Annotated in this window: 21 protein-coding genes and 3 pseudogenes; 14 read left to right on the top strand and 10 right to left on the bottom strand. The window is 74.0% G+C overall.

Annotation, left to right across the window (positions count from 1 at the left end):
* Positions 1–261 precede the first annotated feature (261 nt).
* From GHR20_RS33865 to GHR20_RS33840, 6 genes are all read left to right on the top strand, one after another.
* The gene (locus GHR20_RS33865; protein WP_153815376.1) at positions 262–1,020 is read left to right on the top strand and encodes a polysaccharide deacetylase family protein; all 759 of its coding nucleotides are present in this window, start codon (positions 262–264) and stop codon (positions 1,018–1,020) included.
* Positions 1,021–1,278: 258 nt separating this feature from the next.
* Positions 1,279–2,430: an EfeM/EfeO family lipoprotein gene (locus GHR20_RS33860; protein ID WP_243878208.1), complete on the top strand. Its 1,152-nt coding sequence runs from the start codon at positions 1,279–1,281 to the stop codon at positions 2,428–2,430.
* Entirely contained in the window at positions 2,427–3,653 is a 1,227-nt protein-coding gene (gene efeB / locus GHR20_RS33855; RefSeq protein WP_194859173.1) for an iron uptake transporter deferrochelatase/peroxidase subunit, read from the top strand. Before GHR20_RS33860 ends, efeB begins: the two co-directional genes overlap by 4 nt.
* Positions 3,654–3,894: 241 nt before the next feature.
* Positions 3,895–5,718, top strand: a complete 1,824-nt coding sequence (locus tag GHR20_RS33850; RefSeq protein WP_153815373.1) for an alkaline phosphatase family protein — start codon at positions 3,895–3,897, stop codon at positions 5,716–5,718.
* Between the two features lie 107 nt (positions 5,719–5,825).
* Positions 5,826–6,827: an aminoglycoside phosphotransferase family protein gene (locus tag GHR20_RS33845; protein ID WP_153815371.1), complete on the top strand. Its 1,002-nt coding sequence runs from the start codon at positions 5,826–5,828 to the stop codon at positions 6,825–6,827.
* A gap of 186 nt (positions 6,828–7,013) precedes the next feature.
* Positions 7,014–8,561: a N,N-dimethylformamidase beta subunit family domain-containing protein gene (locus GHR20_RS33840; protein WP_243878207.1), complete on the top strand. Its 1,548-nt coding sequence runs from the start codon at positions 7,014–7,016 to the stop codon at positions 8,559–8,561.
* Between the two features lie 11 nt (positions 8,562–8,572).
* On the opposite strand, the gene GHR20_RS36985 is transcribed toward GHR20_RS33840, so the two are convergent.
* Both GHR20_RS36985 and GHR20_RS33835 read right to left on the bottom strand, forming a co-directional pair.
* Positions 8,573–8,740 carry a hypothetical protein gene (locus GHR20_RS36985; RefSeq protein ID WP_181516173.1) on the bottom strand — a complete coding sequence of 56 codons (168 nt, stop codon included), beginning with the start codon at positions 8,738–8,740 and terminating at the stop codon, positions 8,573–8,575.
* Positions 8,741–8,850: 110 nt separating this feature from the next.
* Positions 8,851–9,096 (bottom strand): annotated as a pseudogene (locus GHR20_RS33835) (TetR/AcrR family transcriptional regulator); the annotation flags it as partial.
* Between the two features lie 2 nt (positions 9,097–9,098).
* Between GHR20_RS33835 and GHR20_RS33830 the strand changes: the two are divergent.
* Both GHR20_RS33830 and GHR20_RS33825 read left to right on the top strand, forming a co-directional pair.
* A pseudogene (locus GHR20_RS33830) lies at positions 9,099–10,490 on the top strand (amidohydrolase family protein); the annotation flags it as partial.
* Between the two features lie 104 nt (positions 10,491–10,594).
* Positions 10,595–10,689, top strand: a pseudogene (locus GHR20_RS33825).
* 48 nt (positions 10,690–10,737) lie between these two features.
* On the opposite strand, the gene GHR20_RS33820 reads toward GHR20_RS33825, so the two are convergent.
* Entirely contained in the window at positions 10,738–11,616 is an 879-nt protein-coding gene (locus tag GHR20_RS33820) for a universal stress protein (protein WP_153815370.1), read from the bottom strand.
* A gap of 359 nt (positions 11,617–11,975) precedes the next feature.
* On the opposite strand from GHR20_RS33820, the gene GHR20_RS33815 reads away from it, so the two are divergent.
* Positions 11,976–12,611 (top strand): CBS domain-containing protein, encoded by a 636-nt coding sequence (locus tag GHR20_RS33815; protein ID WP_343336032.1) that lies wholly within the window; start codon positions 11,976–11,978, stop codon positions 12,609–12,611.
* Positions 12,612–12,677: 66 nt separating this feature from the next.
* Here the strand turns inward: GHR20_RS33815 and GHR20_RS33810 are convergent, their stop codons facing one another.
* Entirely contained in the window at positions 12,678–13,370 is a 693-nt protein-coding gene (locus GHR20_RS33810) for a pyridoxamine 5'-phosphate oxidase family protein (protein WP_153815368.1), read from the bottom strand.
* Between the two features lie 375 nt (positions 13,371–13,745).
* Here GHR20_RS33810 and GHR20_RS33805 point away from each other — a divergent pair, with 375 nt between their 5' ends.
* Positions 13,746–14,138, top strand: coding sequence for a VOC family protein (locus tag GHR20_RS33805; protein ID WP_111582743.1), 393 nt, complete (start codon positions 13,746–13,748; stop codon positions 14,136–14,138).
* A 178-nt stretch (positions 14,139–14,316) separates the two neighbouring features.
* A complete protein-coding gene (locus tag GHR20_RS33800; RefSeq protein ID WP_111582742.1) occupies positions 14,317–14,667 on the top strand; it encodes a metalloregulator ArsR/SmtB family transcription factor in 351 nt (116 codons plus the stop codon).
* 49 nt (positions 14,668–14,716) lie between these two features.
* Here GHR20_RS33800 and bla read toward each other — a convergent pair whose 3' ends face one another.
* Positions 14,717–15,646 carry a class A beta-lactamase gene (gene bla / locus GHR20_RS33795; protein WP_153815366.1) on the bottom strand — a complete coding sequence of 310 codons (930 nt, stop codon included), beginning with the start codon at positions 15,644–15,646 and terminating at the stop codon, positions 14,717–14,719.
* Positions 15,647–15,773: 127 nt separating this feature from the next.
* On the opposite strand from bla, the gene GHR20_RS33790 reads away from it, so the two are divergent.
* Both GHR20_RS33790 and GHR20_RS33785 read left to right on the top strand, forming a co-directional pair.
* Complete coding sequence (locus tag GHR20_RS33790; protein ID WP_153815364.1) at positions 15,774–16,745, top strand: LysR family transcriptional regulator; 972 nt, start codon at positions 15,774–15,776, stop codon at positions 16,743–16,745.
* A gap of 11 nt (positions 16,746–16,756) precedes the next feature.
* Complete coding sequence (locus GHR20_RS33785; protein ID WP_153815363.1) at positions 16,757–17,689, top strand: serine hydrolase; 933 nt, start codon at positions 16,757–16,759, stop codon at positions 17,687–17,689.
* A 36-nt stretch (positions 17,690–17,725) separates the two neighbouring features.
* Here GHR20_RS33785 and GHR20_RS33780 read toward each other — a convergent pair whose 3' ends face one another.
* Positions 17,726–18,358, bottom strand: coding sequence for a response regulator transcription factor (locus GHR20_RS33780; RefSeq protein WP_153815361.1), 633 nt, complete (start codon positions 18,356–18,358; stop codon positions 17,726–17,728).
* A complete protein-coding gene (locus GHR20_RS33775) occupies positions 18,355–19,557 on the bottom strand; it encodes a sensor histidine kinase (protein ID WP_194859061.1) in 1,203 nt (400 codons plus the stop codon). The genes GHR20_RS33780 and GHR20_RS33775 overlap by 4 nt, the downstream gene beginning before the upstream one ends.
* Before the next feature lie 214 nt (positions 19,558–19,771).
* Between GHR20_RS33775 and GHR20_RS33770 the strand changes: the two genes are divergently transcribed.
* Positions 19,772–20,338: a heme-binding protein gene (locus GHR20_RS33770; protein ID WP_153815359.1), complete on the top strand. Its 567-nt coding sequence runs from the start codon at positions 19,772–19,774 to the stop codon at positions 20,336–20,338.
* A 165-nt stretch (positions 20,339–20,503) separates the two neighbouring features.
* Here the strand turns inward: GHR20_RS33770 and katG are convergent, their stop codons facing one another.
* The 3 genes from katG to GHR20_RS33750 form a co-directional block, all read right to left on the bottom strand.
* A complete protein-coding gene (gene katG, locus GHR20_RS33765; RefSeq protein ID WP_153815358.1) occupies positions 20,504–22,729 on the bottom strand; it encodes a catalase/peroxidase HPI in 2,226 nt (741 codons plus the stop codon).
* A 33-nt stretch (positions 22,730–22,762) separates the two neighbouring features.
* Entirely contained in the window at positions 22,763–23,200 is a 438-nt protein-coding gene (locus tag GHR20_RS33760; RefSeq protein WP_153815357.1) for a Fur family transcriptional regulator, read from the bottom strand.
* A 610-nt stretch (positions 23,201–23,810) separates the two neighbouring features.
* Positions 23,811–24,548 (bottom strand): DUF1345 domain-containing protein, encoded by a 738-nt coding sequence (locus GHR20_RS33750; RefSeq protein ID WP_153815356.1) that lies wholly within the window; start codon positions 24,546–24,548, stop codon positions 23,811–23,813.
* Between the last annotated feature and the right edge of the window lie 5 nt (positions 24,549–24,553).

Genomic DNA, 24,553 nt, shown 5'->3' with positions numbered 1-24,553 from the left:
CGCCGGGGGCGGTCCGGCCCCGGCGACCCCGCCATCATCCGGATCACCCCGTTCCACGGGCCTCGTGCCGCGCGTCCCCGTCACGGGGCAACCCTTCCTCCGCCGGCGCGTGTCCCCTCGTCACGGGACACCAGGTCCAGGCGCTGTCGCGGAATTGTCCGTGATCGGTAACAGCGGGAGCGCGGGCGCTCTCCCCGCCGTCCTGGCAGATGCAGTGCAGGACACAAGGCCGGGGACACGGCGGGGAGCAGGGGGCGGGACATGGCGCGGCACTCTGGGCGGGGCTGGTACGGACGGATGGTCGGGGCGGCGGTGGGCGTCACGGCGGTGGCGGCCGCCGCCTCCGTGTGGACCGCGCAGGCGGGGCAGAGCGCCCCGGCCGCGCCGGCTCACCGCACCGCGCCGAAGACGGTGGCCGTGTCCCCCGTCATCGCCCACTCCTCCGACGGCGGCGCGCACGCCGTCAACATCACCATCGACGACGGTCCCGACCCGACCTGGACCCCGCAGGTGCTCCAGGTGCTGCGGGAGAACGGCGTCAAGGCGACGTTCTGCATGATCGGCCCCCAGGCGCAGGCGCATCCGGACGTCGTCAAGCAGGTGGTCGCGGCCGGACACCGGCTGTGCGACCACACGGTGTCGCACGACACCGGCATGGACCACAAGTCCGAGTCCTACCAGTCGCAGCAGATCCTGGACGCCGAGCGGCAGATAACCGAGGCGTCCGGGGGCGTCCGCCCGATGTACTACCGGGCGCCGGGCGGCGCGTTCACGCCGTACAGCCGGGGGCTCGCCGCGTCGCACGGGATGCGGCCGCTGGGCTGGAACGTGGACTCCAAGGACTTCGAGCGGCCGGGTACCGCCGCCATCGTGTCCACCGTCCGGGGCGAGCTGGCCAACGGGCCCACCCTGCTCTTCCACGACGCGGGCGGCGACCGCTCGCAGACCGTGGCCGCGCTGCGCACCCTGCTGCCGTGGCTGAAGCAGCAGGGCTACGGCTTCGGCTTTCCCGTGCGCTGAACGAGGCGCCCCGGGCCCGTGCCCGGCCCGCTCACCGGCCGGACCCCCGGTCGAGCCTCCGGCCGGTGAACCCCCGGGAAATTCTTGGCCACCGAACACCCCGGACGGGTGTTCGGTTCCCTCCGGGTGTCTACGATGAGGCCGTTCCGCCGGCGGTCGGCCCGCCCCGCGGACCGCTGCGTACGTCGTCCGGAAAGGCTCAGCATGCCGTTGCCCCGCCTCGGCACGCGGTCGCATCGTCTCCGGACGGCGCCGACCGTGTTCCTCGTACTCGCCGTGGCGCTCGCCCTGGTGGCCCTGTGCTTCGGCGGCTCGGAGCAGAACCCGGAGCAGAAGAAGACCGCCGCCCGGCGCCTCGTCGTCGAGGTCTCCGAGAGCCACTGCGGCCGGGGCTGGAGCCGGCCCGAGCCCGGGGTGCAGACCTTCGACCTGCACAACACCTCCGACGGCGCCGCCGAGGTCTACCTCGAGGACCCCGGCACCCACGCGGTGTACGGCGAGGTCGAGGACATCGGCCCCGGCACCACACGGCAGTTGACGGTCCAGGTGGGCAAGGGCGCGTACGCCTTCAAGTGCGTGCCCGACGACGCCGACGCCGTCACCGGCCCCACCGTCCGGGTCACCGGCGGCGAGCGCGGCCCCGGCGCCACCCCGGTCACCGAGCACGATCTGATCCCGCCCGCGCTCACCTACCAGACGTGGGTGGGCGGCGGACTCTCCACGGTCGTACGGCTTTCGGCCAAACTCAAGGACGCGGTCGACCAGGGCGACCTCGCCGCCGCCCGTTCCGCCTGGCTGCCGGCGCACCTCCAGTACGAGCGGCTCGGAGCGGCGTACGACGCCTTCGGCGACGCGGACGGCGCGATCAACGGCACCGACGCCGGACTGCCCGGCGGGGTGCGCGACAAGGACTTCACCGGGTTCCACCGCATCGAGTACGGCCTGTGGCACGGCGAGTCCGCGAGCGGGCTGCGCGCCCCGGCGGCCGCCCTGGTCAAGGCGCTCACCGGGCTGCGCGACAGCTGGGCGCAGAGCCGCATGGCCCCCGCCCAGCTCGGGCTGCGCGCGCACGAGATCCTGGAGAACACCGTCCAGTTCGAACTGACCGGCCGCACCGACTACGGCAGCGGCAGCAACCTCGCCACCGCCCGCGCCAACCTCGACGGGACCCGCGAGGTACTGTCGCGGCTGCGTCCGCTGCTCACCACCCGGTACGCCGATCTGCCGGACCTGGAACGGGAGTTGACGCGGACCGCGGGGACCCTCGACGGGTTCCGGCACGACGGGCGCTGGACCGCGCTCGACCGGCTGACCCGCGCCCAGCGGGAGCGGATCGACTCCGCGCTCGACGACCTCGTGGAGCGGCTGGCGTCGGTGGCGACCCTGTGCGACCCCCGGAGGACCGTGTGAGCACCGCCGAACGACCCCACGGACTGGCCCGGCGCGGCTTTCTGCGCGGCGCCGCCCTCGCCGGCGCGGGGCTCGCCACCAGCGCCGCCGCCCCGGACCCGGGCACCGCCGAGGCGGCGTCCGCCGTCGCACCGTTCCACGGCGTCCGCCAGGCGGCGGCGATCGCGGCCCCCCGCCGTACCTGTGTGTTCGCCGCGCTCGACGTGACCGCCGAGAGCCGCGCCGAACTCACCGACCTGCTGCGTACGTTGACCGAGCGGGCCCGGCTGCTCACCGCCGGCGGCACCTCGGACCCGGTGGGTGTCACCGGACCGCCCGCCGACTCGGGCATCCTCGGCGACCGGCTGCCCGGCGGGCAGCTGGCCGTCACCGTGGGCGTCGGCGCCTCGCTGTTCGACGACCGGTTCGGGCTGAGCGCGCACAGGCCGAGGCGGCTGAGGGCCATGCCCGCCTTCCCCGACGACGACCTCAAGCCCGAGTGGTGCCACGGCGACCTCAGCCTCCAGCTGCACGCCGACGACCCGGACACCACCCTGCACGCGCTGCGCGACATCGCCCGGCACACCCGGGGCGGCATCCAGGTCCGCTGGCGGATGGACGGCTTCGCCAGCCCGCCCCGGCCCTCCGGCACCCCGCGCAATCTGCTGGGCTTCCGGGACGGCACCGCCAACCCGGACACCGGCAGCGCCCGCGAGATGGACCAACTGATCTGGGTGGACCGGGAGTCGGGCGAGCCGGACTGGGCCGTCGGCGGCAGCTACCAGGTCGTCCGGCTGATCCGGATGCTCGTGGAGTTCTGGGACCGGGTCTCGCTCAGCGAGCAGGAGCGGATGATCGGCCGGTCCCGTTCCTCCGGCGCACCGCTGGACGGCGACCGCGAGCACGACGTGCCGCAGTACGCCGACGACCCCAAGGGCGATGTCATCCCGCTGGACGCGCACATCCGGCTGGCCAACCCGCGCACCCCGGCCACCGCCCGCCAGCGTCTGCTGCGCCGCGCCTACAACTACGACCTGGGCATGGACGCCAACGGCAATCTCGACATGGGCCTGCTGTTCTCCTGCTACCAGCAGGACCTTGTACGGCAGTTCGAGACTGTCCAGCACCGGCTGGCCGGCGAGCCGCTGACCGACTACATCAGCCCGTTCGGCGGCGGCTACTTCTTCGCGCTGCCCGGGGTGCGTGATGTCCAGGACTGGTACGGACGCGCCCTGTTCGCCTGACGTGTCCGGTCTCCCAGGGGGCCGGACCGGGCCTTCTCCCCTGTCTGACCGGGCAGTTCACCCGAACCTGTCCGGACAACCCGGCGGGCCGCTCGGTCAACACACCGTCAAGTTTTCCCACAGGTTCCCTGACTCGGTGTTCACCCACGCGACATCATGGCTCCGCCATCGCGCCCCGCACGGCGCGCAGCATGCCTGCTCGTACACCGCACAGACGTTCTGTCCAAAGGGGTAGACCACCATGGCCAGCAGAGGAAGACGAGCCGCGATGCGCAGCCTGGGCGCGCTCGCGGGAGTCGCGGCGCTCACCGCGCTCGGCAGCAACGCGCCCGGGTGGGCGGCGACGTCGGCCCACGGTCACGGGGCCTCGTCGACCGCGACGCCGATCAAGCATGTCGTCGTGCTCTTCGACGAGAACATCTCCTTCGACCACTACTTCGCCACGTACCCGAAGGCCGCCAACACCGACGGCACCACGTTCACGGCGTCGAGGCACACCCCGAAGGACATCGACACCCTCGCCAACGCCGGGCTGCTGGAGCACAACCCGAACCAGTACGCGCCCAAGCGGCTGTCCCCGTCCCAGGCCCTGACCTGCGACCAGAACCACTCCTACGGCCCGGAGCAGTACGCCTACAACGGCGGCAAGGCCGACCAGTTCGTGCAGAACACCGAGGTCGACAAGTGCAGCGGCGGCCTGTTCGGCGAGCCGGGCCTGGCGATGGACTACTACGACGGCAACACCGTCACCGCGCTGTGGAACTACGCCCAGCACTACACGCTGAGCGACCGCGCCTACAGCTCCAACTACGGGCCGTCCACCCCCGGTGCGCTCAACCTGGCCTCCGGCAACACGCACGGCGTGGTCTCCATCGACCCGGCGACCGGCGAGCAGACCGCCAAGCCGGACGCGTACGCGGTCCAGTCCCCTGACGCCCATGGTGTCGGCACGGTCGTCAACGACCCCGACCCGGCCTGGGACGACTGCTCCGACAAGGACCACACGAGCGGCAACGCGCTGGCCTCGATGCAGGGCAGGAACGTCGGTGACCTGCTCAACGCCAAGAAGGTCTCCTGGGGCTGGTTCCAGGGCGGCTTCCGTCCGTCGACCGCGTGGGACGGCCAGTCCGGCTCCCACGCGAAGTGCGACACCACGCACAACAACGTGGGCGGCGCGGCCGCGGTGGACTACAGCCCGCACCACAACCCGTTCTCGTACTACAAGTCGACGGCCAACCCGCACCACCTGCCGCCGAGTTCCGTCTCCGAGATCGGCCACGACGGTCAGGCCAACCACAACTACGACCTGACCGATTTCTCCGCCGCGCTCCAGGCGGGCCACCTCCCGGCCGTCAGCTTCCTCAAGGCCGGCGAGTACCAGGACGGCCACGCCGGGTACTCGGACCCGATCGACGAGCAGCACTTCCTGGTCGGTGAGATCAACGCCATCCAGAGCTCGCCGCAGTGGAGGTCCACCGCGATCGTGGTCGCCTACGACGACTCCGACGGCTGGTACGACCACGCGTTCGTCGCCCCGCGCAACGGCTCGACCGACACCTCGGTCGGCTCCAACGGCAGGACCGTCGACAGCCCGGCCTGCCAGAGCGGCCCGAAGGCGGCCGGCGGCTACGCGGACCGCTGCGGTCCCGGCACCCGTCAGCCGCTGCTGGTCATCTCGCCCTACAGCAAGGTGAACAAGGTCGACCACACGCTGACCGACCAGGCGTCCATCACCCGCTTCATCGAGGACAACTGGCGCACCGGCCGCATCGGTGACGCCTCCTTCGACGCCACGGCGGGCTCGCTCGGCGGGATGTTCGACTTCCGGCACCCGAACGGCAGGCAGGTGCTGCTGAACACCGACGGTTCCGTGAAGTCCGTCGGCCCGATCCGGCACATCGCCCCGGTGCACACCAGCATCACCCCGGGCCCCGCCCTGCAGAACGCGGCCGACACCTCGGACGCGTCCTTCCCGGCCCTCCCGGTCGGCCTCGGCGCCGGCGCCCTGCTGGCCGCCGGTCTGACGGGCACGTACTTCACGATGCGCCGCCGTCAGCGGGCCTGACGACAGCGGGTTCCCCAGGTGTGCCCCCGGCCGTCGGCCGGGGGCACACCCGTGTCCGCGCGGAAAACCGTTGGTCGGCGCCGTGGCCCTGCTGCTGGGATGGCGGGATGCACAGCGAGATCTCGATGACGGTGGACCGGGGCGCCTTCCCGGACGCGGTGACGCCCTGGGAGCAGGAGTCCTGGCGGGCCGCGGCCCTCGGCTGGATCCAGGAGCGGCTGGCCGAGCGCGGTCTGCGCGGGGACGGGGAGCTCAGGGTGCGGCTGCGGCCGTGGTCGGTACTGGCGCGGGTGCCCGTGGCGGGCCGGGAGGCGGTCTGGTTCAAGGCGAACCCGCGGGCCGCCGCCTTCGAGGGCCCGCTGACCGCCGCGCTGGCCCGCTGGGTGCCCGGACATGTACTGGAGCCGCTGGCCGTGGACGCGGCGCGCGCCTGGTCGCTGCTCCCGGACGGCGGCGATCTGTTCCGGCAGGTGCTGGCGCGGGAGCCCGTCGGACCGGAGGTCTGGGAGGACCTGCTGCGCCAGTACGCGGGCGTGCAGCGCGCCCTGACCCCGTACGCCGGGGAGTTGGAGCGGCTGGGCGTCCCGAAGGCCCGCACCCGCGATCTGCCCGAGGTGTTCGACCGGCTGCTCGCGGCGAACACCGCGCTCGATCCCGGGTCACGCGCCCGGGTGGCGGCCGTACGGCCCCGGCTCGTGGACTGGTGCGCCGAACTCGCCGCCCTCGGCATCGAGGACACCCTCGACCACGCCGATCTGCACGACGGGCAGCTGTTCCGCCCGGCGCCCGGCCGGTTCACGTTCTTCGACTGGGGGGACGCGGCCGTGTCCCACCCGTTCTGCAGCCTGCGGGTCACCGGCGAACAGGTGCGGGAACGCTACGGCGCGCAGGCGCTGCCCCGGCTACGGGACACCTATCTGGAGCCCTGGACCCGCGCCGGTCTCACGGCCGCCGAGCTGCGCCGGGCCGCGAGCCTCGCCTGGCGGCTCAGCTCCCTGGGCCGCGCCACCTCCTGGAGCCGGATGTTCCCCGACCCCGGACGCCCCGCGCCCGGCGCCGCACAGAGCGCGGAATGGCTGCTGGAACTGCTCAACGAGCCGCCGTTCTAGCGGCCGCCGCGCACTCGCGGGTCGCGGACTCGGTCTCGGCCGGGCAGCGGGGCCCGTCGGCCGGGCCGTCGGCGCCCCGGTCGGGCGGCCCTCCAGGTGGTCCGCGTCCCGTGCCGCGTCCGGCGACGGGGCGCGCCGCCGGCCGACGGGTTGCGTCGCCACCGGGACCGCCCCGACGCTGGAGCGGTGACGCATCCGGGATTCGGCGGTGCCCCGGCGGACGGCCCCGGGCTCGGGCGGCGGCGGTTCCTCGCCCTGTGCGCGGGCGCGGGGCTCGGTACGGCCGCCGCGTGCACGGCCGCGCCGTCCCGGACCGGGGCGGGCCGGCTGCGGCCGGAGTCGGAGCGGGACGCGCCCGGCACCACCGCCTGGCGGCTCGGTCCGACCGGTCCCCCGGACGCGGTGAGCGGCTACGCGGACCGGGTGAGCGTGACCCCGGGCGAGACCTTCGGCCTGCGGGTGTCGACCACGGCGGCGGCGTTCCGGGTCTCGGCGTTCCGCATCGGCTGGTACGGCGGCGCCGGGGCCCGGCGGATCTGGGCCTCGGGCCGGACACCGGGGCGGGCGCGGGCCGCCCCCGGGGTGCCGGCCGCCACCCGTACCGTGCGCGCCGACTGGCCGCTCACGCTGCCCGTGGACACCACCGGCTGGCCGGAGGGCGCCTATCTGCTGCGTCTGGAGGCGGAGACCGGCCATCAGCGGTACATCCCGTTCGTGGTCCGCTCCACCGACGGCACGGGCCGTACGGTGCTGCTGCACGCCCCGGCCACCTGGCAGGCGTACAACCGCTGGGGCGGCGCCAGCCTGTACGCCGGAGCGGACGGCACGTACGCCACCCGCTCCCTCGCGGTCAGTTTCGACCGGCCCTACGACGGAACCGGGGCGGAGAAGTTCCTGACGTACGAGCGGGCGCTGGTGGTGCTCGCCGAGCGCCTCGGCATCCCGCTCGCGTACAGCACCGGTACCGACGTCCACCGGGACCCCGGGGTACTGCGGGGCGCGCACGCGGTGGTCTGTCTGGGGCACGACGAGTACTGGACGCCGGAGCAGCGCGCCCATGTCACCGCCGCCCGGGACGCCGGCGCGAACATCGCCTTCCTGGGCGCGAACACCTGTTTCCGCCGGGTGCGGCTGGAGCCCGGGGAGGGCGCCGGGGACCGTACGGTGGTCTGCTACAAGAGCGACTACCGCGCCGACCCGGCCTATCCGTCCGCGCCGGCCCGGGTCACCACCGACTACCGGAGCGCGCCCGGCGCCGACCCCGAGTCCGCGCTCACCGGTGTGCTCTACGAGGGCTATCCCGTCGACGCGCCGTACGTCGTGCGGTCGGCCGGGCACTGGGCGTACGAGGGCACCGGTGTGCGTGCCGGGGACGGCTTCGCGCATCTGGTGGGCGTGGAGTACGACCGGGTCACGCCCGGCGCCCCGACCCCCGGCCCGCTGGAGATCACCGCGCATTCCCCGCTGGTGTGCGAGGGCCGGCCGAGCCACAGCGACTCGGCGTACTACACCACCCCCGCCGGGGCGGGCGTGTTCGCGACCGGCACCATGCGCTGGGTGGAGGGTCTGCTGGCCGGGACGGGCGAACTCGGCCGCGATCACGGGATGGACGCCCGCACCCGCCTCTTCGTCACCCGCACCACGGAGAACGTGCTGCGGATGTTCGCGCGCGGCCCGGCCGCCCGGCACGCGCCGCCGCCCGACGCCGACCCCCGTGCGGTGTACGGCGGTTGACCGTGTGCCGGTCAGACCTCGGTGGACCGCAACTGGTTCTGGCGGGCCTTGTTGAACAGGCGCCACAGGTGCTTGGCCACGGCGCACGGCGCGGCGTCGGCGCGGCACTGGCGGCAGGCGCGGGTGTGCTGCTCGTACTGGATACGGGCGTCTTCTAATGCGTCACTGACAGCAGACATGGACATCTCCGGGAAAGGCAGGACGCCGAACGGCGCGCCGACTTGACTGGCCGATACAACCAGTCACAAAGGTGATCATGTTACTTGCGGTACTGGGAAATTCGGGGCCCTCAGGAGCCATGGATTCCGGACAGCGTCCGGGCATGTGCCATGAAGGCGGCCAGCCCGACCTCGAAGGCGCGGTCGGCCCGGTGGCCGCCCACGGCGGCGAGGGCGGCGGCGAGACGGGGCGTCCTGGCTCGGTCCGGAAGCTCCCACATCGTCTCGGGGGCGGCGAGGTCGAGGGCCGAGCCCAGCACCAGGTTCTCCAGCGCGGTGACCAGCGCCATGATCCCGGCGAGCTCGAACCCGGCGTCCGCCCGGTCTGGTCGACTCCCACAGCCATCCGGTGTGGGGCCTGGAGATGGCGACCGGCGTGGATCTGTCGGGCGTACGCGATCTGGCCGGTCTGCGCGCCGCGTTGGCGGGTGCCGCGCGGATCGGGGGCTGGGTGCTCGGGCACGGCCTGGACCACAACGCCTTCGAGGGCCGCCCGATCCACCACGAGCTGGTGGCCGACGTGCTCGGCGACGCCCCCGCGCTCCTGCGCCTGTACGACGGCCACTCCGCCCTCGCCGACGCCGCCGCCCTCGCCGACGCCGGAGTGTCCGGGCCGCGCACCTTCGACCAGCGCGCGGAGGTGGTGTGCGACGCCTCCGGCCGGCCCACCGGGCACCTGGTCGAACACGCCGCGATGGACCTGGTGACGGCCGTGGCACCGCGCCCCTCGGACACCGAACGCCGTTCGCGACTGGTGGAGTTGCTGTCCGCGATGGCCGCCACGGGGCTCACCGGCGCCCATGTCATGGACGGCGGGGACCTGGAGCTGGTGGCGGCGGTGGCGCGGGAGACGGTCCTGCCGGTACGGCTGCGGTTCGCGCCCTGGTGTATGCCGGGCGCGGACGCGGACGCGCTGCGCGAGCTGATCGGGCTCCAGGGGCGGGGCGGCCGGCACTGGCTGGTCGGCGGGGTGAAGTTCTTCATGGACGGCACCGTGGAGGGCGGCACGGCGTGGCTGGAGCATCCCGACTGCCACGGTCGGGGCACGGACGCCTTCTGGCCGGACCCGCGCGCCTACGCGGAGGCCGTCCGCACCCTGCACACGGCCGGGGTGCGCACCGCCACCCACGCCATCGGGGACGCCGCCGTACGACACGTCCTGGACACCGTGGCCTCGCTCGGGCCGGGCGGACGCGGGGCGCACCGGATCGAGCACATCGAGACGGCCCCGGACGAACTCCTGCCCCGTTTCGCCGAGTTGGGGGTGGCCGCCTCCATGCAGCCGCCGCACACCGGGTACACCCGGGACGACGGCAGCGACGAGTGGTCGCGCCGTCTGGGCGGCGAACGGGCCGCCCGCGCCTGGCGGTTGCGGGATCTGCGGGACGCGGGCGCCACCGTCGCGCTCGGCTCGGACTGGCCCATCGCGCACTTCGACGCCCGCGCCGTGCCGGCGACCGCCCGCCGTCCCAAGGGAGCCGCCGCGCACCGCGCGGGCCTGACGGCGTCGCAGGCCCTGGAGGGCTGCACCAGCCACGCGGCCGCGGCGGCGGGCGAGTCGGGGATCGTCGGCCGTATCGCCCCCGGGTTCCGCGCCGACCTGACCGCGCTGGGCGTGGACCCCGTGCGCGCGTCCGCCGGCGAACTCGCGGACGCGCCGGTGACGTTGACCGTGACGGGCGGGCAGGTGGTGCACCGGGCCGCCCGCTGACGGACGCCGGGGATCAGCCGTGCGTCAGCGCGCGGTCAGCGTCTGCCGGCACTGTTGTTCCTGTGAGCGGGACGGGAAACCGGAACCGGTCACAGGAACGACAGGGAGAGGTGCCCGGAGTGGTTTATCGGGGACCAGCGAGCACAGCTCACGGTCGGGCCCTTCGGGGCCCGCGCAGGTTCGAATCCTGCCCTCTCCGCTCGATACGGCTCCTGCCCTGCGCGCTCGATGCGCCTGTCCGCCGCGCTCAGTCGTGCGGTACGACCGCGACCGGGCACTCGGCATGCTGGACGACCGCGTGGGCGACCCGGCCGAGGCGTTCGCCGAGCCTGCTGCCGCTGATCCGGCGGCCCACCACCACGAGCCCGGCGCCGTCCGTGGCCCGCACGAGTCCGTCCCCCGCCCGGCCCTCGGTGACGGTCGTGGCGACGGACACGTCCGGGTACTTCTCGTGCCAGGGCCGCAGCAGCGCGACGACGGCGTGCTCGGCGGCGGCCGCCCCCTCGGGTGTGGCGCCGCCGTCCGGCTCGTGGACATGGCACACGCGCAGCTCGGTGCGGCGGCGCCGGGCGGCCTCGAAGGCGAACCCGATCGGTTCGTCGCACGCGCTGTCGACGTCCAGGCCGAGCACGACGGCGCGGTAGGGGATGCTCGGGATCTCGTCCGGCGCGAGTCCGGGAGCGGCCGGCAGATGCTCGTCGGCGGCGCAGCGGCCCGCCCGCACCAGGACCACCGGGCACGGGGCGCGGCCCGCGACCCGCAGCGAGACCGAGCCGACGAGGACCCCGGCGGCCCGGCCGAGCCCGAGCGTGCCCACCACCAGCGTGTCCGTGTCGGCGGCCACGGACAGCAGCGCGGGCACGGGCGAGTCGGCGATCAGCCTGCCGGTCACGGCCAGCGTCGGATGCGCCGCGCGCACGCTGTCGACCGCCTCCCGCAGCACCCGCTCCGCCCAGCCGCGTTCCGTGCTGTCCCGGGTCGCGAGCGGTGCCGGCCGCACATCGGTGACCCACGCGTGCGCCACGACCAGTTCGCTGCCCCGGCGCACCGCCTCCTGCGCGGCCCAGTGAGCGGCGGCGACACTCTGCGGGGACCCGTCGACTCCCACCGCGATACGACCAGCCATGACGTGTCCCTCCGGATCCGACCCGACGCTTCCCACCGTCCACCGAGCGCTCTCCCGTACGACAAGCGTGCCTCTTGCGGGGGACTCGCGCCCGTGGGCCGGGTGGGCCGTCCGGGGGCCGGGTGCCCCCTGGAGAAAGCACCCCGGCGGAGCCGGAAGGGGTCCGGGGACGGGACCAAAGGTCCCGTTCACGGGGGCGCCCGGCCCTCGGCCCCGGGCACGGGACGCGGCACGCTGGTGGTACCGGCTCGAAACGGACGGCGGGGACGCGCGTGGCCGGGCGTCGAGCGGGCTCACGAAGGCGGGAGACCACCGCCACCCGGCGAAGAGGGCCCGCCCACCCTGAAGGAGGAAGAGCCGTGAACCAGAGCACGATCGGCGAGTTGATGACCGGCGATGTCGTCACCGCGTCGGAGACGATGTCGTCCGCGGCCGTGGCCCGGCTGCTGGACCGGTACGGGATCGGCGGGCTGCCGGTGATCGATCACGACGACAAGGTGCTCGGCGTCGTCTCGGCCTCCGACCTGGTGCGCGAACGGGCCGCCCGGCGGGCGCAGGCTCCCGACGAGCCGGTACGGGAGGCACCGGCACGCGATCTGATGTCGACGCCCGCCGTCACCGTCCACCCCGAGCAGCGGGTCTCCGACGCCGCCCGGCTGATGGAGCGGCGCGGCGTGGAGCGCCTGCCCGTGGTGGACGAGGAGGACCGGCTGATCGGCATCGTCACCCGCCGTGACCTGCTCCGGGTCTTTCTGCGCGGGGACGACGAGATCCGCCGGCAGGTGTCCGAGGAGATCGTGTCGGGCGAGCTGGGCCTGCCGCCGGAGGCCGTCACGGTGTCCGTGCGGGACGGTGTCGTCACCCTCGCGGGCGGCGCGGAACTGCGGGGCGACATCGCCCGCGCCGGTTTCGCGGCCTGGCGGCTGGACGGGGTCGTCGGCGTGGTCAACCTGGTGCCGTCGGCGACGCCCGAAGGGGTGGCGCGCCCGGGATGACGCCCGTGCAACGGGGTTCGTCGTGGGGAGTCCCGGCGGCACCTGTACGCGCCGGGCCCCTCGCCCTCATCCCGCTTCGATACGACGGCCCGTGTACGCCGTGGGCTCGATCCGCACCCACAGATCGCGGTCCCCGCCGGCCCACGGGGTGCTGTACGCGCGCTCGGCCAGCCGCTCCGCCTCGGCGGGATCGTCCACCACGCGGGCGGTCCCGCGCACCAGCACGCTCCAGCCCTCGCTCAGCGCGTCGTCCACCCGGTCCACCTCGAAGGCCACCTCGCGGTCGAGTCCCTGGCCGATCACCGAACCCTCGCGGGTGCGGAACACGATCGCGCCGTCCACGACGGTGTAGTTCACCGGCAGGACGACGGGCGCGCCCTCGGTGCTGACGGAGAACCTCCCGACGCCGTGCGTCGACAGCAACTCCCTGCACTCCTGTTCGCCGAGTTCGCCCATCCGGGGATTGCGGGCGGCCTGCCCCAGCCCGGACGGCAGCCCGGCGTGTCCGCCGCCGAGTTCCTGCGGGCTGGTGCGCAGCGCCCCGGCGAGCCTGAGCAGGGTGCCGGAGTCGGGCGCGGCGGTGCTGTGCTGCTCCAGATGGGCGACGTACGCCTCGGCCATCCCGGCGCGCTCGGCCACCTCTTCGCGGCTGAGCCCGAGTTCGGTCCGGCGCCGCTGGAGCCGGCGTCCGAGATCGCCCCGCGCGAGGCCGTCCTCCGGCTCGGGCGCGCCGTGCCCGGGTGTGGGGCGTTCTGCCATGCTCGCTCACTCCTCGCCGGGTTCCCGGACCGCCGGTGCGCACGGTGTCCGCGTCCGCCCTCGGGCGGACGCGTTCGCTCCTCGGGCGGCCGGGGCCCTGGCTCGTACCACGTCTACCACCGGGGCACCCCGGCTACCACTCGGGTCCGCCGGGGCATCCGGTGACCGTCGCGCCCGGCCTCCCCCCGCTGGGGGCCGGACACGACGCCGCCCGACCGGAAACCCAGGAGCCACCCCACCCCACCCGCCATGGACCGGACGGCCCCGCCCCCTCCGCTACGCCGAACGGCTGACTACACTGGACGGCGGCATCGCGTGCCGGTCACCGGCCGGGTGAGGCATGGAGGTGCCGGGAGATGCCTCTGGAGGCATTCCTTGCCCGTCGATCTGAACCACACCATCGTCCACGCCCGGGACAACCGGGAATCCGCCCGCTTCTTCACCGAGATCGTGGGTCTGGACATCACCGGGGAGTGGGGGCCGTTCGTGGCCGTCGCCCTGGGCAACGGCGTCACGCTGGACTTCGCCACCGTCCCCGAGGGCACGATCACCCCGCAGCACTACGCGTTCCTGGTCTCCGAGAAGGAGTTCGACGCCGCGTACGCCCGCATCACGGAGCGCGGCATCGAGCACTACGCCGATCCGCACCAGAAGCACCCCGGCACCATCAACCGCAACGATGGCGGCAAGGGCGTGTACTTCATGGATCCGGTCGGACACGCCATGGAGCTGCTCACCGTTCCCTACGGCGGCTGGCCGAGCGCGTAAGCGCCCGGGCCCCGCGACCGGCCGGCGACGGCCGGGGCGCGGGGTGTCCGGGGCCGATTCGGTCCCCGTGGGGCCGCCGGGTGAGGATGGACCCCATGGTGTTGACGTATGGGTCGATGGGACGGGCCGGGACCGGGCCGCGGCGGGCGGGTCGCCGGACCGGCGAAGGGACGGTCCGGTGAGCAAGCCGCTGTACCAGCTGAAGGCCGAGTTCTTCAAGACGCTCGGCCATCCGGCCCGTATCCGCGTGCTGGAGCTGCTCAGCGAACGCGAGCACGCGGTCGCCGAGATGCTGCCCGAGGTGGGCATCGAGCCCGCCCACCTCTCCCAGCAACTGGCCGTGCTGCGCCGCGCCAACCTGGTCAAGACCCGCAAGGAGGGCTCGAACGTCCACTACTCCCTGACCAGCCCGCATGTGGCCGAACTGCTGCGGGTGGCACGGACGATCCTGTCCGGCGTCCTCGCGGAACAGGCGGAGCTGCTCGCCGACCTCCAGGCGTCGCAGGGCGAGCCGCCCGGGCGGCCCTGACGTCGGCGGGCCCGGCCCCGGCCGCGTCACCGACCCGTCCCCTCGGGCCTCACTCCCCCGGTGCCACCGTCCGCGCGGCGATGCGGGCCGCCTCCGCGATGAGCGCCTCGTCGACCGGGGCGTCCTTGTCGTCCGCGCCCTCCTTGGTCGACAGCACGGCCAGGACGACGGGGGTCCGCCGGGTGGTCCAGGCGACGGCCACGTCGTTGGCGCTCGCGTAGTCGCCGGTACCGGTCTTGTCGGCGATGCTCCAGCCCTCGGGCAGTCCGGCGCGGAACCGTGCGCCGCTGGTGGTGTTGCCCTTCAGCCAGCCGACGAACCGCTCGCGGTCGGCGGCGGCCAGGGCCCGGCCGAGGGCCAGCCGCTCGATGCTCGCGGCGAGGGCCTCGGGGCTCGTGGTGTCGCGCGGGTCCCCGGGGATCGCCGTGTTCAGTTCGGGCTCCCACCGGTCGAGCCGGCTCACGTCGTCACCGAGCGAGCGGAAGAACCGGGTGAGACCGGCCGGCCCGTCCAGCTGGCGCAGCAGCAGGTTGCCGGCCGCGTTGTCGCTGTACTGGATCGCCGCCGCGCACACATCGGCCATGGCCATACCGGTGGCCTGGTTCTCCTGCGTGCGGGGCGAGTTGGGCAGCAGGTCGTGCGGCGGATAGTGGATCACCTTGTCCATCGGCGCGCAGCGCGCCTCGTCGCGCAGCACGGCGGCCGCCGCGAACGCCTTGAACACCGAGCACATCGCGAACCGCTCCCCCGCCCGGTGGGCGAGCACCCGCCCGGTGCGCGTGTTGCGCGCGTACACGCCGAGCCGGGCGCCGTAGCGCCGCTCCAGATCGGCCAGCTCGCCGGAGCGCGGGGCGGCGGGGGCGGCCGGGCCTGCCGGGGCGGCGGCGGCCCGCCCGGCGAAGGCCACGGTGGCCGCGGAGGTGAGCGCGACGCCTGCCTTCAGCAGGCCACGACGCGCGAACGGTCCGGAAGCGGTCATGGTGAAGTCCTCCCAGGTCATGCCCTGTCGGGCGGGGTGATCCGCGGGGACCAGCGAAACAGCACGAGGAGGTCCATGTCCAAGAGTGATCCGTGCACACCTCATGCCTTATTGATATGACTAGGGGATGGATCTACTCGCGCATCTGGAGGCGTACGTCGCGACCGCCGACGAGGTGAGCTTCTCCCGGGCGGCCGACCGGCTCGGTATCGCGCAGCCGTTGCTCAGCCGGCGGATCAAGACGCTGGAGGGCCACTTCGGCGGCCTGCTGTTCGACCGCTCCCGGCGCCAGGTCACGACCACCGAACTGGGCGTCCTGCTCCTCCCCCACGCCCGCGACGTCCTCGACCGCGCCCAGCGGCTGCGGCAGGCCGCCCACTCGGCCCGGCACGCGCGGGTCCGTGCCGTCGGCGTGCCCGCGGACTGCGCCCCGGCCGCCCTGGCCCGCGCCCTGCACGCCGGCACCGAGCGCGGGATCACCCTCGGCATGCGCGAACTTCTGCCCCTGGAGCGGGAGTCCGGCCTGGCCGACGGCTCGCTCGCCTGGGCGCTCGTCCGCGTCGCACCCGAACACGCCGCCTTCCGGGTGCCGTTGGGGCTGGCCTCCGCGCCGGCCGGCACCCGGGAGGCGCCGCGCGCCCTCCACCTCGAAGAGCTGCGGCCGCGTCGCCGCCGTACCGGCGAACCGCCCGCGTCCCCGCCGCCGATCCTCGTCCTGGCGGAGGACCAAGTCCCCTGCTTCGAGGAGCGGTTGGCCCGGGCCATCGCGCGGGCCGGGCTGCCCGAGGGACGGATCGGACCGGCCGGTCCCGCCGCCGACGCGCTCACCGAGACCCTGGCCGGGCGCGCCCTGCTGCTGTGCACCGAGCCGTACGCCCGCCGGTACGAGGCCCGGTGGGCACCCCTGAGCGACACCGCCCTGCACCGGGGGTACGACGTGAGCGCACCACCGGGCCCGCGCGGCACACCGGACGTACCCGGATGGCTGACTCCACTGCTGGCCACGGCAGTTGGGGCGGTCGAAGCGGCACGGCACGGTGACAGCGGTGACCTCCGGGCCGCCGGTGACGCCCCCGCCCGGCTGGCGGCCCGCGGATGAGCCCCGTGGACATGAACGGCACCCGGCACCGGCCCGTCTGCGTGGGCGACGACGGCGCCCTGCTGGATGTCGCCGAGGCGGTCGCCGCGGACTGGTCGGCGCTCGGGGTGCGCGGCTCCTTCCTCGCCCTGAACCTGGACACGGGCGCCCGGCTCGGCTTCGGCATCGACGAGCCGACGCCGCTCGCGTCCGTCGCGAAGGTCCCGCTGGCCCTGGTCGTACTGGACCGGATCGCGGCCGGGGAGCTGGACGCGGCGCAGCCGGTGACCGTCGATCCGGCCCGGAGCAGCGTCGGCTCCACCGGTCTGTCGGCGTTCCGGCACCCGGCCGCCGTGGCGGTCGGCGATCTGCTCCTGCTGATGCTGTCGGTGAGCGACAACGCGGCCGCGGACGCGCTGTTCGACCTGGTGCCGGTGGCGGAGGTGGACGCGCGGCTGCGGGCGTGGGGGTGCGACGGCATCCGGATGCGGCACCGGATGAACCATATGTACGAGTGCGCGGCCGGCGCCGCCGGCAACGACTTCTCGCTCGCGCTGGAGCTGGCCGTACGGGACGAACGGGCGGGCCTGCCCACCATCGAGACCCTGGACCCGGCGCACGCCAACACCGGCTCGGCGGCGGCGCTCGTCGGCCTGCTGCGGCGGGTGTGGTGCGACGAGATCGCCGCCCCCGGGGCGACGGCCGAGCTGCGGCGGCTGATGGGCTTCCAGGTCTTCACCCAGCGCCTCGCGTGCGAGCTGCGCGCGGACTCGCTGCGGTGGAGCGGGAAGACCGGCACGTTCCTGCATCTGCGGCACGAGATCGGCGTGGTGGAGGCGGAGTCGGGCGACCGGGTCGCCCTGGCCGCGCTCACCCGTGCGGACCGGCGGGCCGGTCTCGCCCCGGACATCGAGCTGGCGATGGGCACGGCGGCGCGGGACGCCTTCGAGGCGCTGCGCCGCTGACGGGATCGCGCGACGGGCCGCGCCACGACGCGCCGGTCAGGACAGCAGCCGCTGTTCCTTCGCCACCGCGACCGCGCCCGCGCGGGTGTCCACGCCGAGCTTGTCGTAGATGCGCCGCAGATGCGTCTTCACCGTGGCCTCGCTGATGAACAGGGCGCGGGCGATGGCGTGGTTGGGCAGCCCCCGGGCGAGCTGGGCGAGGATGTCGCGTTCGCGCGGGGTGAGGGCGGGGCGCGGGTTGCGCAGCCGGGACATGACACGGTCGGCGACCGGGGGCGAGAGCGCGGGGCGGCCCTGGGCGGCGGCGTGGATCGCGGTGAACAGGTCCTCGGCGCGCTCGGCCTTGAGCAGATAACCGGTGGCGCCCGCCTCGACGGCCCGGGTGACATCGGCGTCCGTGTCGTACGTGGTGAGCACGAGGACGTGCGGGGCGGGGCTGGTGGCGCGCAGCCGCCGGGTGGTCTCGACGCCGTCGATGCCCGCGCCGAGCTGGAGGTCCATCAGGACGACGTCCGGCGCGGTCTTGCGGGCCAGCGCCAGGGCCTCCTCGCCGCCGCCGGCCTCGCCGACGACCTCGATGTCCGGGGCGCTGTGCAGCAGAGCGAGCAGTCCGGCGCGTACGACGGCGTGGTCGTCGCAGACCAGGATGCGTACGGGGCGCTCGCTCATCGTCGCTCCAGGGGGATCGCCGCCGACAGGGCCGTGCCCTCGCCGGGCGCCGACTCGATGGTGAGGGTGCCGCCGAGCTGGCGCAGCCGGGCGCGGATGGCGGGCAGGCCGTGGCCGCGGCCCTCGCCCCGGGCGGCGGTGCGGTGGTCCCCGGCGGGGTCGAAGCCGTGGCCGTCGTCCATGACGTCCAGGACGATCTGGTCGTCCAGGCAGGTCAGTGTGAGGGTGGCGGTGGTGGCGTCCGCGTGTTCGCGGACGTTGGCGAGGGCGCCCTGGGCGATGCGCAGCAGGGCGGACTCGACGGGCGCGGGCAGCCGTTCGGGCGCGGCGCCCTCGGTGTGCACGCGGACGGTGAGCCCCGGTGCCGTCTCGCGCTCGGCGACCGCGCGCAGGGCTCGCGGCAGGCCGCCGCTCTCGGCGAGGTCGGCCGGAGCCAGATCGCGCACGAAGCGGCGGGCCTCGGCGAGGCCGCGCTCGGTGATCAGCGCGGCGGTGCGCACGTGCTCGTGGGCGGTGCCGGGTGCGGTGTCCCAGAGCCGGTCGGCGGCCTGGAGCAGCATGCGCTGGCTGGACAGGCCCTGGGCGAGGGTGTCGTGGATCTCCCGGGCGAGCCGTTCGCGTTCGGCGAGGGTGCCCTCGCGGCGCTCGGTGGCGGCGAGTTCGCGCCGGGTGCGGACCAGGTCGTCGATGAGGTCGCTCTGCCGGGCGGCCTGGCGGTGCATGACGACGTAGACGGTGGCGGCGACGGCGGCGACGGCAGGCGGGGCGAGCAGCACGTTCGGGTCGGGCCAGCCGGCGAGTTCCAGCTGGGCGGCCACCGCGAGCGCGGTCAGCAGCGCGACCAGCGGGATCGCGGCGCGCGGGGGCAGGGTGCGCAGGCCGGTGTAGAAGAGCGGGACCGCGCACCAGGCGAAGCTCGGGGCCAGGACGACGAGCAGTGCCCAGGCCGCCACGACCAGGCCGAGCCAGGTCAGTCGGCGCGGGGTGGGGCGGGTGCCGAGGGCGGGGCCGAGGACGTAGAGCACGGCGAGCAGCGCGGAGAGGGCGACGATCCAGGGGGTGTGGGGGCTCTCGCCGTGCCGGGTGAGGTAGCGGGCGAGCGAGGCGGCCAGCAGCACGAAGAACGCCGTGTGCATGACGATCGTGAGGGCGCGGGGGTCGTCCCGTGCGGGTTCCGGCACCGCCACCACCTCCCGCATCACCGCGCTGAACTGGGCAAACGAACTGGGCGAACCAAGTCCATTGTGCCCCGGCCCCGGGCGCGCGGGGTCGTCCGATCGGATGACCCCGGGGACCACCGGTCCACCGACGGGAGACGGCGGAGGGCGGCCCGAGGATCGGTACCGAGGCGACCGCGCCTCGGCCCGGCCGCACCTCGGCCGCGGCCCCACCGCCACCGGAAGGTTGCCCGTCATGTCCAGCCGTAGGAAGCCGTCCCGCCGTACCCGTGTCCTCGTCGGTGGTGCCGCGCTGGCCGTCGTGGGCGCGGGTGTCGCCGGCACCGTCGCCGCCCAGGCCGCCGATGCGGCCGGCGCCGCCCCGGCCGCCGCGCCCGCCGCCGTACGTTCCGGCGATCTCACCCAGAGCGCGCACCTGACCGTGAAGGGCGCGGAGAGGGCGGCGCGGGCCGCGCTGGACGCCGCGGTCAGGGACGGCCGGCAGGTGTCCGTGGCCGTGGTCGACCGCGACGGCAATACGCTGGTCACGCTGCGCGGGGACGGCGCGGGCCCGCAGTCGTACGAGTCCGCCGAGCGCAAGGCGTTCACGGCGGTGTCCTGGAACGCGCCCACCTCGGAGCTGACCGGGCGGCTGGCGCAGGCGCCGACCCTGAAGGACATCCCGGGGACGCTGTTCCTCGCGGGCGGCACCCCGGTGACCGCCAAGGGCGCCCCGGTCGCGGGCATCGGCGTCGCGGGCGCCCCCTCCGGCGACCTGGACGAGAGGTACGCGCGGGCGGGCGCGGCGGCGCTTAACCGCTGACGGTCCGGCGCGCGCCGGGGCGTCGTCACCGTTCGTCGCGCCGGGGATGCCGTAACCGCTCGTTCCCACCGCGCTGACTCCCGACGCGCTGATTCCCACCGCGCTGATGAGACGACGATGTCCGGGCCGCCCGCCGAGGGGCGGCCCGGACATCGTGCCGGCGGATCAGGCCAGGTCGAACCGGTCCAGGTTCATGACCTTGTCCCAGGCGGCGACGAAGTCCTTGACGAACTTCTCCTTCGCGTCGTCGCTCGCGTAGACCTCGGCCAGGGCGCGCAGTTCGGAGTTGGAGCCGAAGACGAGGTCGGCACGGCTGCCGGCCCACTTCAGCTCGCCCGTCACGGCGTCGCGGCCCTCGAAGGCGGTCTGGTCCTCGGAGGTCGACTTCCAGGTCGTGCCCATGTCGAGCAGGTTGACGAAGAAGTCGTTGGTGAGGACGCCGGGCGTCTTGGTGAGGACACCCTGCTGCTGGGCCTGGGCGTGGTTGGCGCCGAGCACGCGCAGGCCGCCGACGAGGACGGTCAGCTCGGGGGCGCTGAGGGTGAGCAGGTTGGCGCGGTCGAGCAGCAGGTACTCGCCCGGCAGCCGGTTGCCCTTGCCGAGGTAGTTGCGGAAGCCGTCCGCGGTCGGCTCCAGCGCCTCGAAGGACTCGGTGTCGGTGTGCTCCTCACCGGCGTCCACCCGGCCCGGCGTGAACGGCACCGTGACCTCGAAGCCGCCCTCCTTGGCCGCCTTCTCCACCGCGGCGGCACCGCCGAGGACGATCAGGTCGGCCAGCGAGACCTTCTTGCCGCCGGCGGCGTCGAAGTCCTGCTGGACGCCCTCCAGGACGCGCAGCACCTGGGCCAGCTCGTCGGGCTGGTTGACCTCCCAGCCGCGCTGCGGGGTGAGGCGGATGCGGGCGCCGTTGGCGCCGCCGCGCTTGTCGCTGCCGCGGAAGGTGGACGCGGAGGCCCACGCGGTGGTGACCAGCTGGCCGACGCTGAGCCCGGAGCCGAGCAGCTTGCTCTTGAGGGCCGCGATGTCCGCGTCGTCGAGCAGCTCGCCCTCGCGCTCCGGCAGCGGGTCCTGCCAGATCAGGGTCTCCTCGGGGACCTCGGGGCCGAGGTAGAGGGACTTCGGGCCCATGTCGCGGTGGGTGAGCTTGTACCAGGCGCGGGCGAAGGCGTCGGCGAACTCCTGCGGGTTCTCGTGGAAGCGGCGGGAGATCGGCTCGTAGACCGGGTCGAAGCGCAGGGAGAGGTCCGTGGTGAGCATCGTGGGCAGACGCTTCTTGGACGGGTCCTGCGGGTCGGGGATCGTGGCCTCGGCGTCCTTGGCGACCCACTGCTTGGCGCCGGCCGGGGACTCGGTCAGCTCCCACTCGTAGCGGAACAGGTTGTCGAAGAAGCCGTTGCTCCACCGGGTCGGGGTGGAGGTCCAGGTGACCTCCAGGCCGGACGTGATGGCGTCCCTGCCCTTGCCGCTGCCGTAGGTGCTCCGCCAGCCCAGGCCCTGCTCCTCCAGGCCGGCGGCCTCGGGGTCGAGGCCGACGTGGTCGGCGGGGCCGGCACCGTGGGTCTTGCCGAAGGTGTGGCCGCCGGCGATCAGGGCGACGGTCTCCTCGTCGTTCATCGCCATGCGGCGGAACGTCTCGCGGATGTCGCGGGCGGCGGCCAGCGGGTCCGGGTTGCCGTTCGGGCCCTCGGGGTTGACGTAGATCAGACCCATCTGGACGGCGCCGAGCGGGCTCTCCAGCTCGCGGTCACCGGTGTAGCGGCGGTCGTCGAGCCAGGTGGTCTCGGGACCCCAGTAGACGTCCTCCTCCGGCTCCCAGACGTCCACGCGGCCGCCGCCGTAGCCGAAGGTCTCGAAGCCCATGGACTCCAGCGCCACATTGCCCGCGAGGACCATCAGGTCGCCCCAGGAGATCTTCTGGCCGTACTTCTTCTTCACCGGCCACAGCAGGCGGCGGGCCTTGTCCAGGCTGACGTTGTCGGGCCAGCTGTTCAGCGGCGCGAAGCGCTGCTGGCCGTGGCCGGCGCCGCCGCGGCCGTCGCTGATCCGGTAGGTGCCGGCGGCATGCCAGGCCATACGGATGATCAGACCGCCATAGTGGCCGAAGTCGGCGGGCCACCAGTCCTGGGAGGTGGTGAGCACCTCCTCGATGTCCCGTTTCACCGCCGGGAGGTCGAGGCTCTGGAAGGCCGCCGCATAGTCGAATTCCTCGCCCAGCGGGTTGGCCACGGGCGGGTTCTTGGCGAGGATCTTCAAGTTGAGCCGCTCCGGCCACCACTGGCGGTTGCCACCGCCCTGGGTCGGGTGCAGGGCCCGGTCGTGAACGACGGGGCAGCCACCGCTCCCCTCCTCCGACTTCGCGTCTGTGACGATCGCGTCGTGGTTCTCAGTCATGGCAATCCTTCCGAACTATGCGGAACCAGGTGCTCAGGAACTGCGGCCGGTGGAACAGTCGGGGCACACGCCCCAGTAGACGACCTCGGCTTCGTCGATGGCGAAGCCGCGGTCGTCGGCGACGCTCAGGCAGGGCGCCTCGCCGACGGCGCAGTCGACGTCGGCGACGGCCCCGCACGACCGGCACACGAGGTGGTGGTGGTTGTCGCCGACGCGCCCCTCGAACCGGGCCGGATGACCGGCCGGCTCGATACGGCGCACGAGCCCCGCCGCGGTGAGCGCGTGCAGAGCCTCGTAGACGGCTTGCAGGGATATATGGCCTACGCGGTCACGGACCCCGGAGGCGATCGCCTCGACACCGAGGTGGTCGCCGTCCCGGACCGTCTCCAGCAGCGCGACGCGAGCCGCCGTCACGCGCAGGCCGGCACCGCGGAGTTCCTCGGCGGTGGTCGGAGTCGGGGAGGCGGTCATGGCGCCGAACCTACTCTCACAAACACGAAGGATTCAATAAAACGAACGATGCAATTCTGGCTTTCCGCCGGTGTACGGCGTTCACCTTCGCGTTCACGGCTGTGCGGCATCGCTCCACCCACCGGGCGGCGCCGGCCCGGTGGCCGCGCGGGGACTCGGAGGCCGCGCGGGGACCCGTACGGATCATGTGCCCCACCCCACTCTCCCCGGACAGCGCGAATCGAACCGTCCACCGATCGGGTGAGCTGGGCGGAGGGCGATGCGCGGGCGGTCCTGACGGCGTTCGCGGACCAGCTGATGCGGGGACAGAGCAGGGACCCGGTGGCCTCGCCGGGGGACGCGGGGCGCCGGCTCGCCGGGCAGGACGAGCGGTGGCGGGGCGGGAACGGCCTTCGCGTTCGCTGTCGTGGACGAGCGGGACGAGGTCCTCGGTCAGGTGGCCGTGAGCGCGATCGACCGGCGCCACTCGACGGGCTGGGTGTCCTGCTAAGGCAGTGCTGGAGTACGACGGGGTGCGCCACGGCGTCGAGACGCACGCCCGGCTGGCCACCGACCCGGAGCCCGCCGGGGCCGGTCGGTCCGACGCCCCGCCCGCCTGACCGCCTGACCGTTACCTGAGCACGTTGACGGCGCGGGCCACCACGAGGCCGACGGTCACCAGGGACACCGACGACTGGAGCATCATCAGCATCTTGGCCCACCTGGACAGCGGCATCACATCGGTGGGGCTGAAGGCGGTGGCGTTGGTGAACGAGAGGTACAGGTAGTCGAGGAACTCCGGTTCCCAGTCCGGGGGCGCCATGTCGGGGCTCTGCATCTGGACGAACAGGAAGTCGGCGTACTGCTGCCGCCCGCGCACCCGCGCCATCGGGCCGCCGCGGTCCGACTCCCAGTACCAGAGGGCGAAGACGATGACATTGGTGAACCAGATGACGGCTCCGGCCCGCAGCAGCGGCACCGCGTCCTGGCCGCCGATGCCGTGCACCAGGTCCCAGACGAGCTGGGCCGCCGACCAGCCGTTGGCCAGGCTGATGACGCCGATCAGGAGCAGCCCCAGCCACCGCCACCACACCGTACTGGGCTCCACCCGCCGGGGGTTGCTCGCCACCAGGGCGGCCAGCAGAACCAGTTCCAGCACCGGCAGGACCCAGACCGGACGCAGCAGCACGAGCCGGTGCGGCAGGACCAGTTGCAGGGCGACCGCCGCCAGCATGACGGTGGTCACGGCCCAGCGCGTCTCGCCCCGGGTCGCCCGGCGCCAGGCCGGCTGAAGTCCGCGCTCACCGCTCTGGAGCAGCCGTTCGATCCTGGCCAGGCGTCCGTCGGCGTCGTCCATGTCCTCGCTCATGCCGG

Source organism: Streptomyces sp. SUK 48 (genome assembly GCF_009650765.1).
Classification (GTDB): Bacteria; Actinomycetota; Actinomycetes; order Streptomycetales; family Streptomycetaceae; genus Streptomyces.
Note: the sequence above shows the minus strand (reverse complement) of the source record. Positions and strands in the feature narration are given on the sequence as shown.

Bases quoted from the DNA above. Each gene is read 5' to 3' on its own strand.
- GHR20_RS33865 (WP_153815376.1), top strand. From the start codon at position 262: ATGGCGCGGCACTCTGGGCGGGGCTGGTACGGACGGATGGTCGGGGCG.
- GHR20_RS33850 (WP_153815373.1), top strand. From the start codon at position 3,895: ATGGCCAGCAGAGGAAGACGAGCCGCGATGCGCAGCCTGGGCGCGCTC.
- GHR20_RS33845 (WP_153815371.1), top strand. From the start codon at position 5,826: ATGCACAGCGAGATCTCGATGACGGTGGACCGGGGCGCCTTCCCGGAC.
- GHR20_RS36985 (WP_181516173.1), bottom strand. From the start codon at position 8,740: ATGTCTGCTGTCAGTGACGCATTAGAAGACGCCCGTATCCAGTACGAG.
- GHR20_RS33820 (WP_153815370.1), bottom strand. From the start codon at position 11,616: ATGGCTGGTCGTATCGCGGTGGGAGTCGACGGGTCCCCGCAGAGTGTC.
- GHR20_RS33810 (WP_153815368.1), bottom strand. From the start codon at position 13,370: ATGGCAGAACGCCCCACACCCGGGCACGGCGCGCCCGAGCCGGAGGAC.
- bla (WP_153815366.1), bottom strand. From the start codon at position 15,646: ATGACCGCTTCCGGACCGTTCGCGCGTCGTGGCCTGCTGAAGGCAGGC.
- GHR20_RS33790 (WP_153815364.1), top strand. From the start codon at position 15,774: ATGGATCTACTCGCGCATCTGGAGGCGTACGTCGCGACCGCCGACGAG.
- GHR20_RS33785 (WP_153815363.1), top strand. From the start codon at position 16,757: ATGAACGGCACCCGGCACCGGCCCGTCTGCGTGGGCGACGACGGCGCC.
- GHR20_RS33780 (WP_153815361.1), bottom strand. From the start codon at position 18,358: ATGAGCGAGCGCCCCGTACGCATCCTGGTCTGCGACGACCACGCCGTC.
- GHR20_RS33775 (WP_194859061.1), bottom strand. From the start codon at position 19,557: ATGCGGGAGGTGGTGGCGGTGCCGGAACCCGCACGGGACGACCCCCGC.
- GHR20_RS33770 (WP_153815359.1), top strand. From the start codon at position 19,772: ATGTCCAGCCGTAGGAAGCCGTCCCGCCGTACCCGTGTCCTCGTCGGT.
- katG (WP_153815358.1), bottom strand. From the start codon at position 22,729: ATGACTGAGAACCACGACGCGATCGTCACAGACGCGAAGTCGGAGGAG.
- GHR20_RS33760 (WP_153815357.1), bottom strand. From the start codon at position 23,200: ATGACCGCCTCCCCGACTCCGACCACCGCCGAGGAACTCCGCGGTGCC.
- GHR20_RS33750 (WP_153815356.1), bottom strand. From the start codon at position 24,548: ATGAGCGAGGACATGGACGACGCCGACGGACGCCTGGCCAGGATCGAA.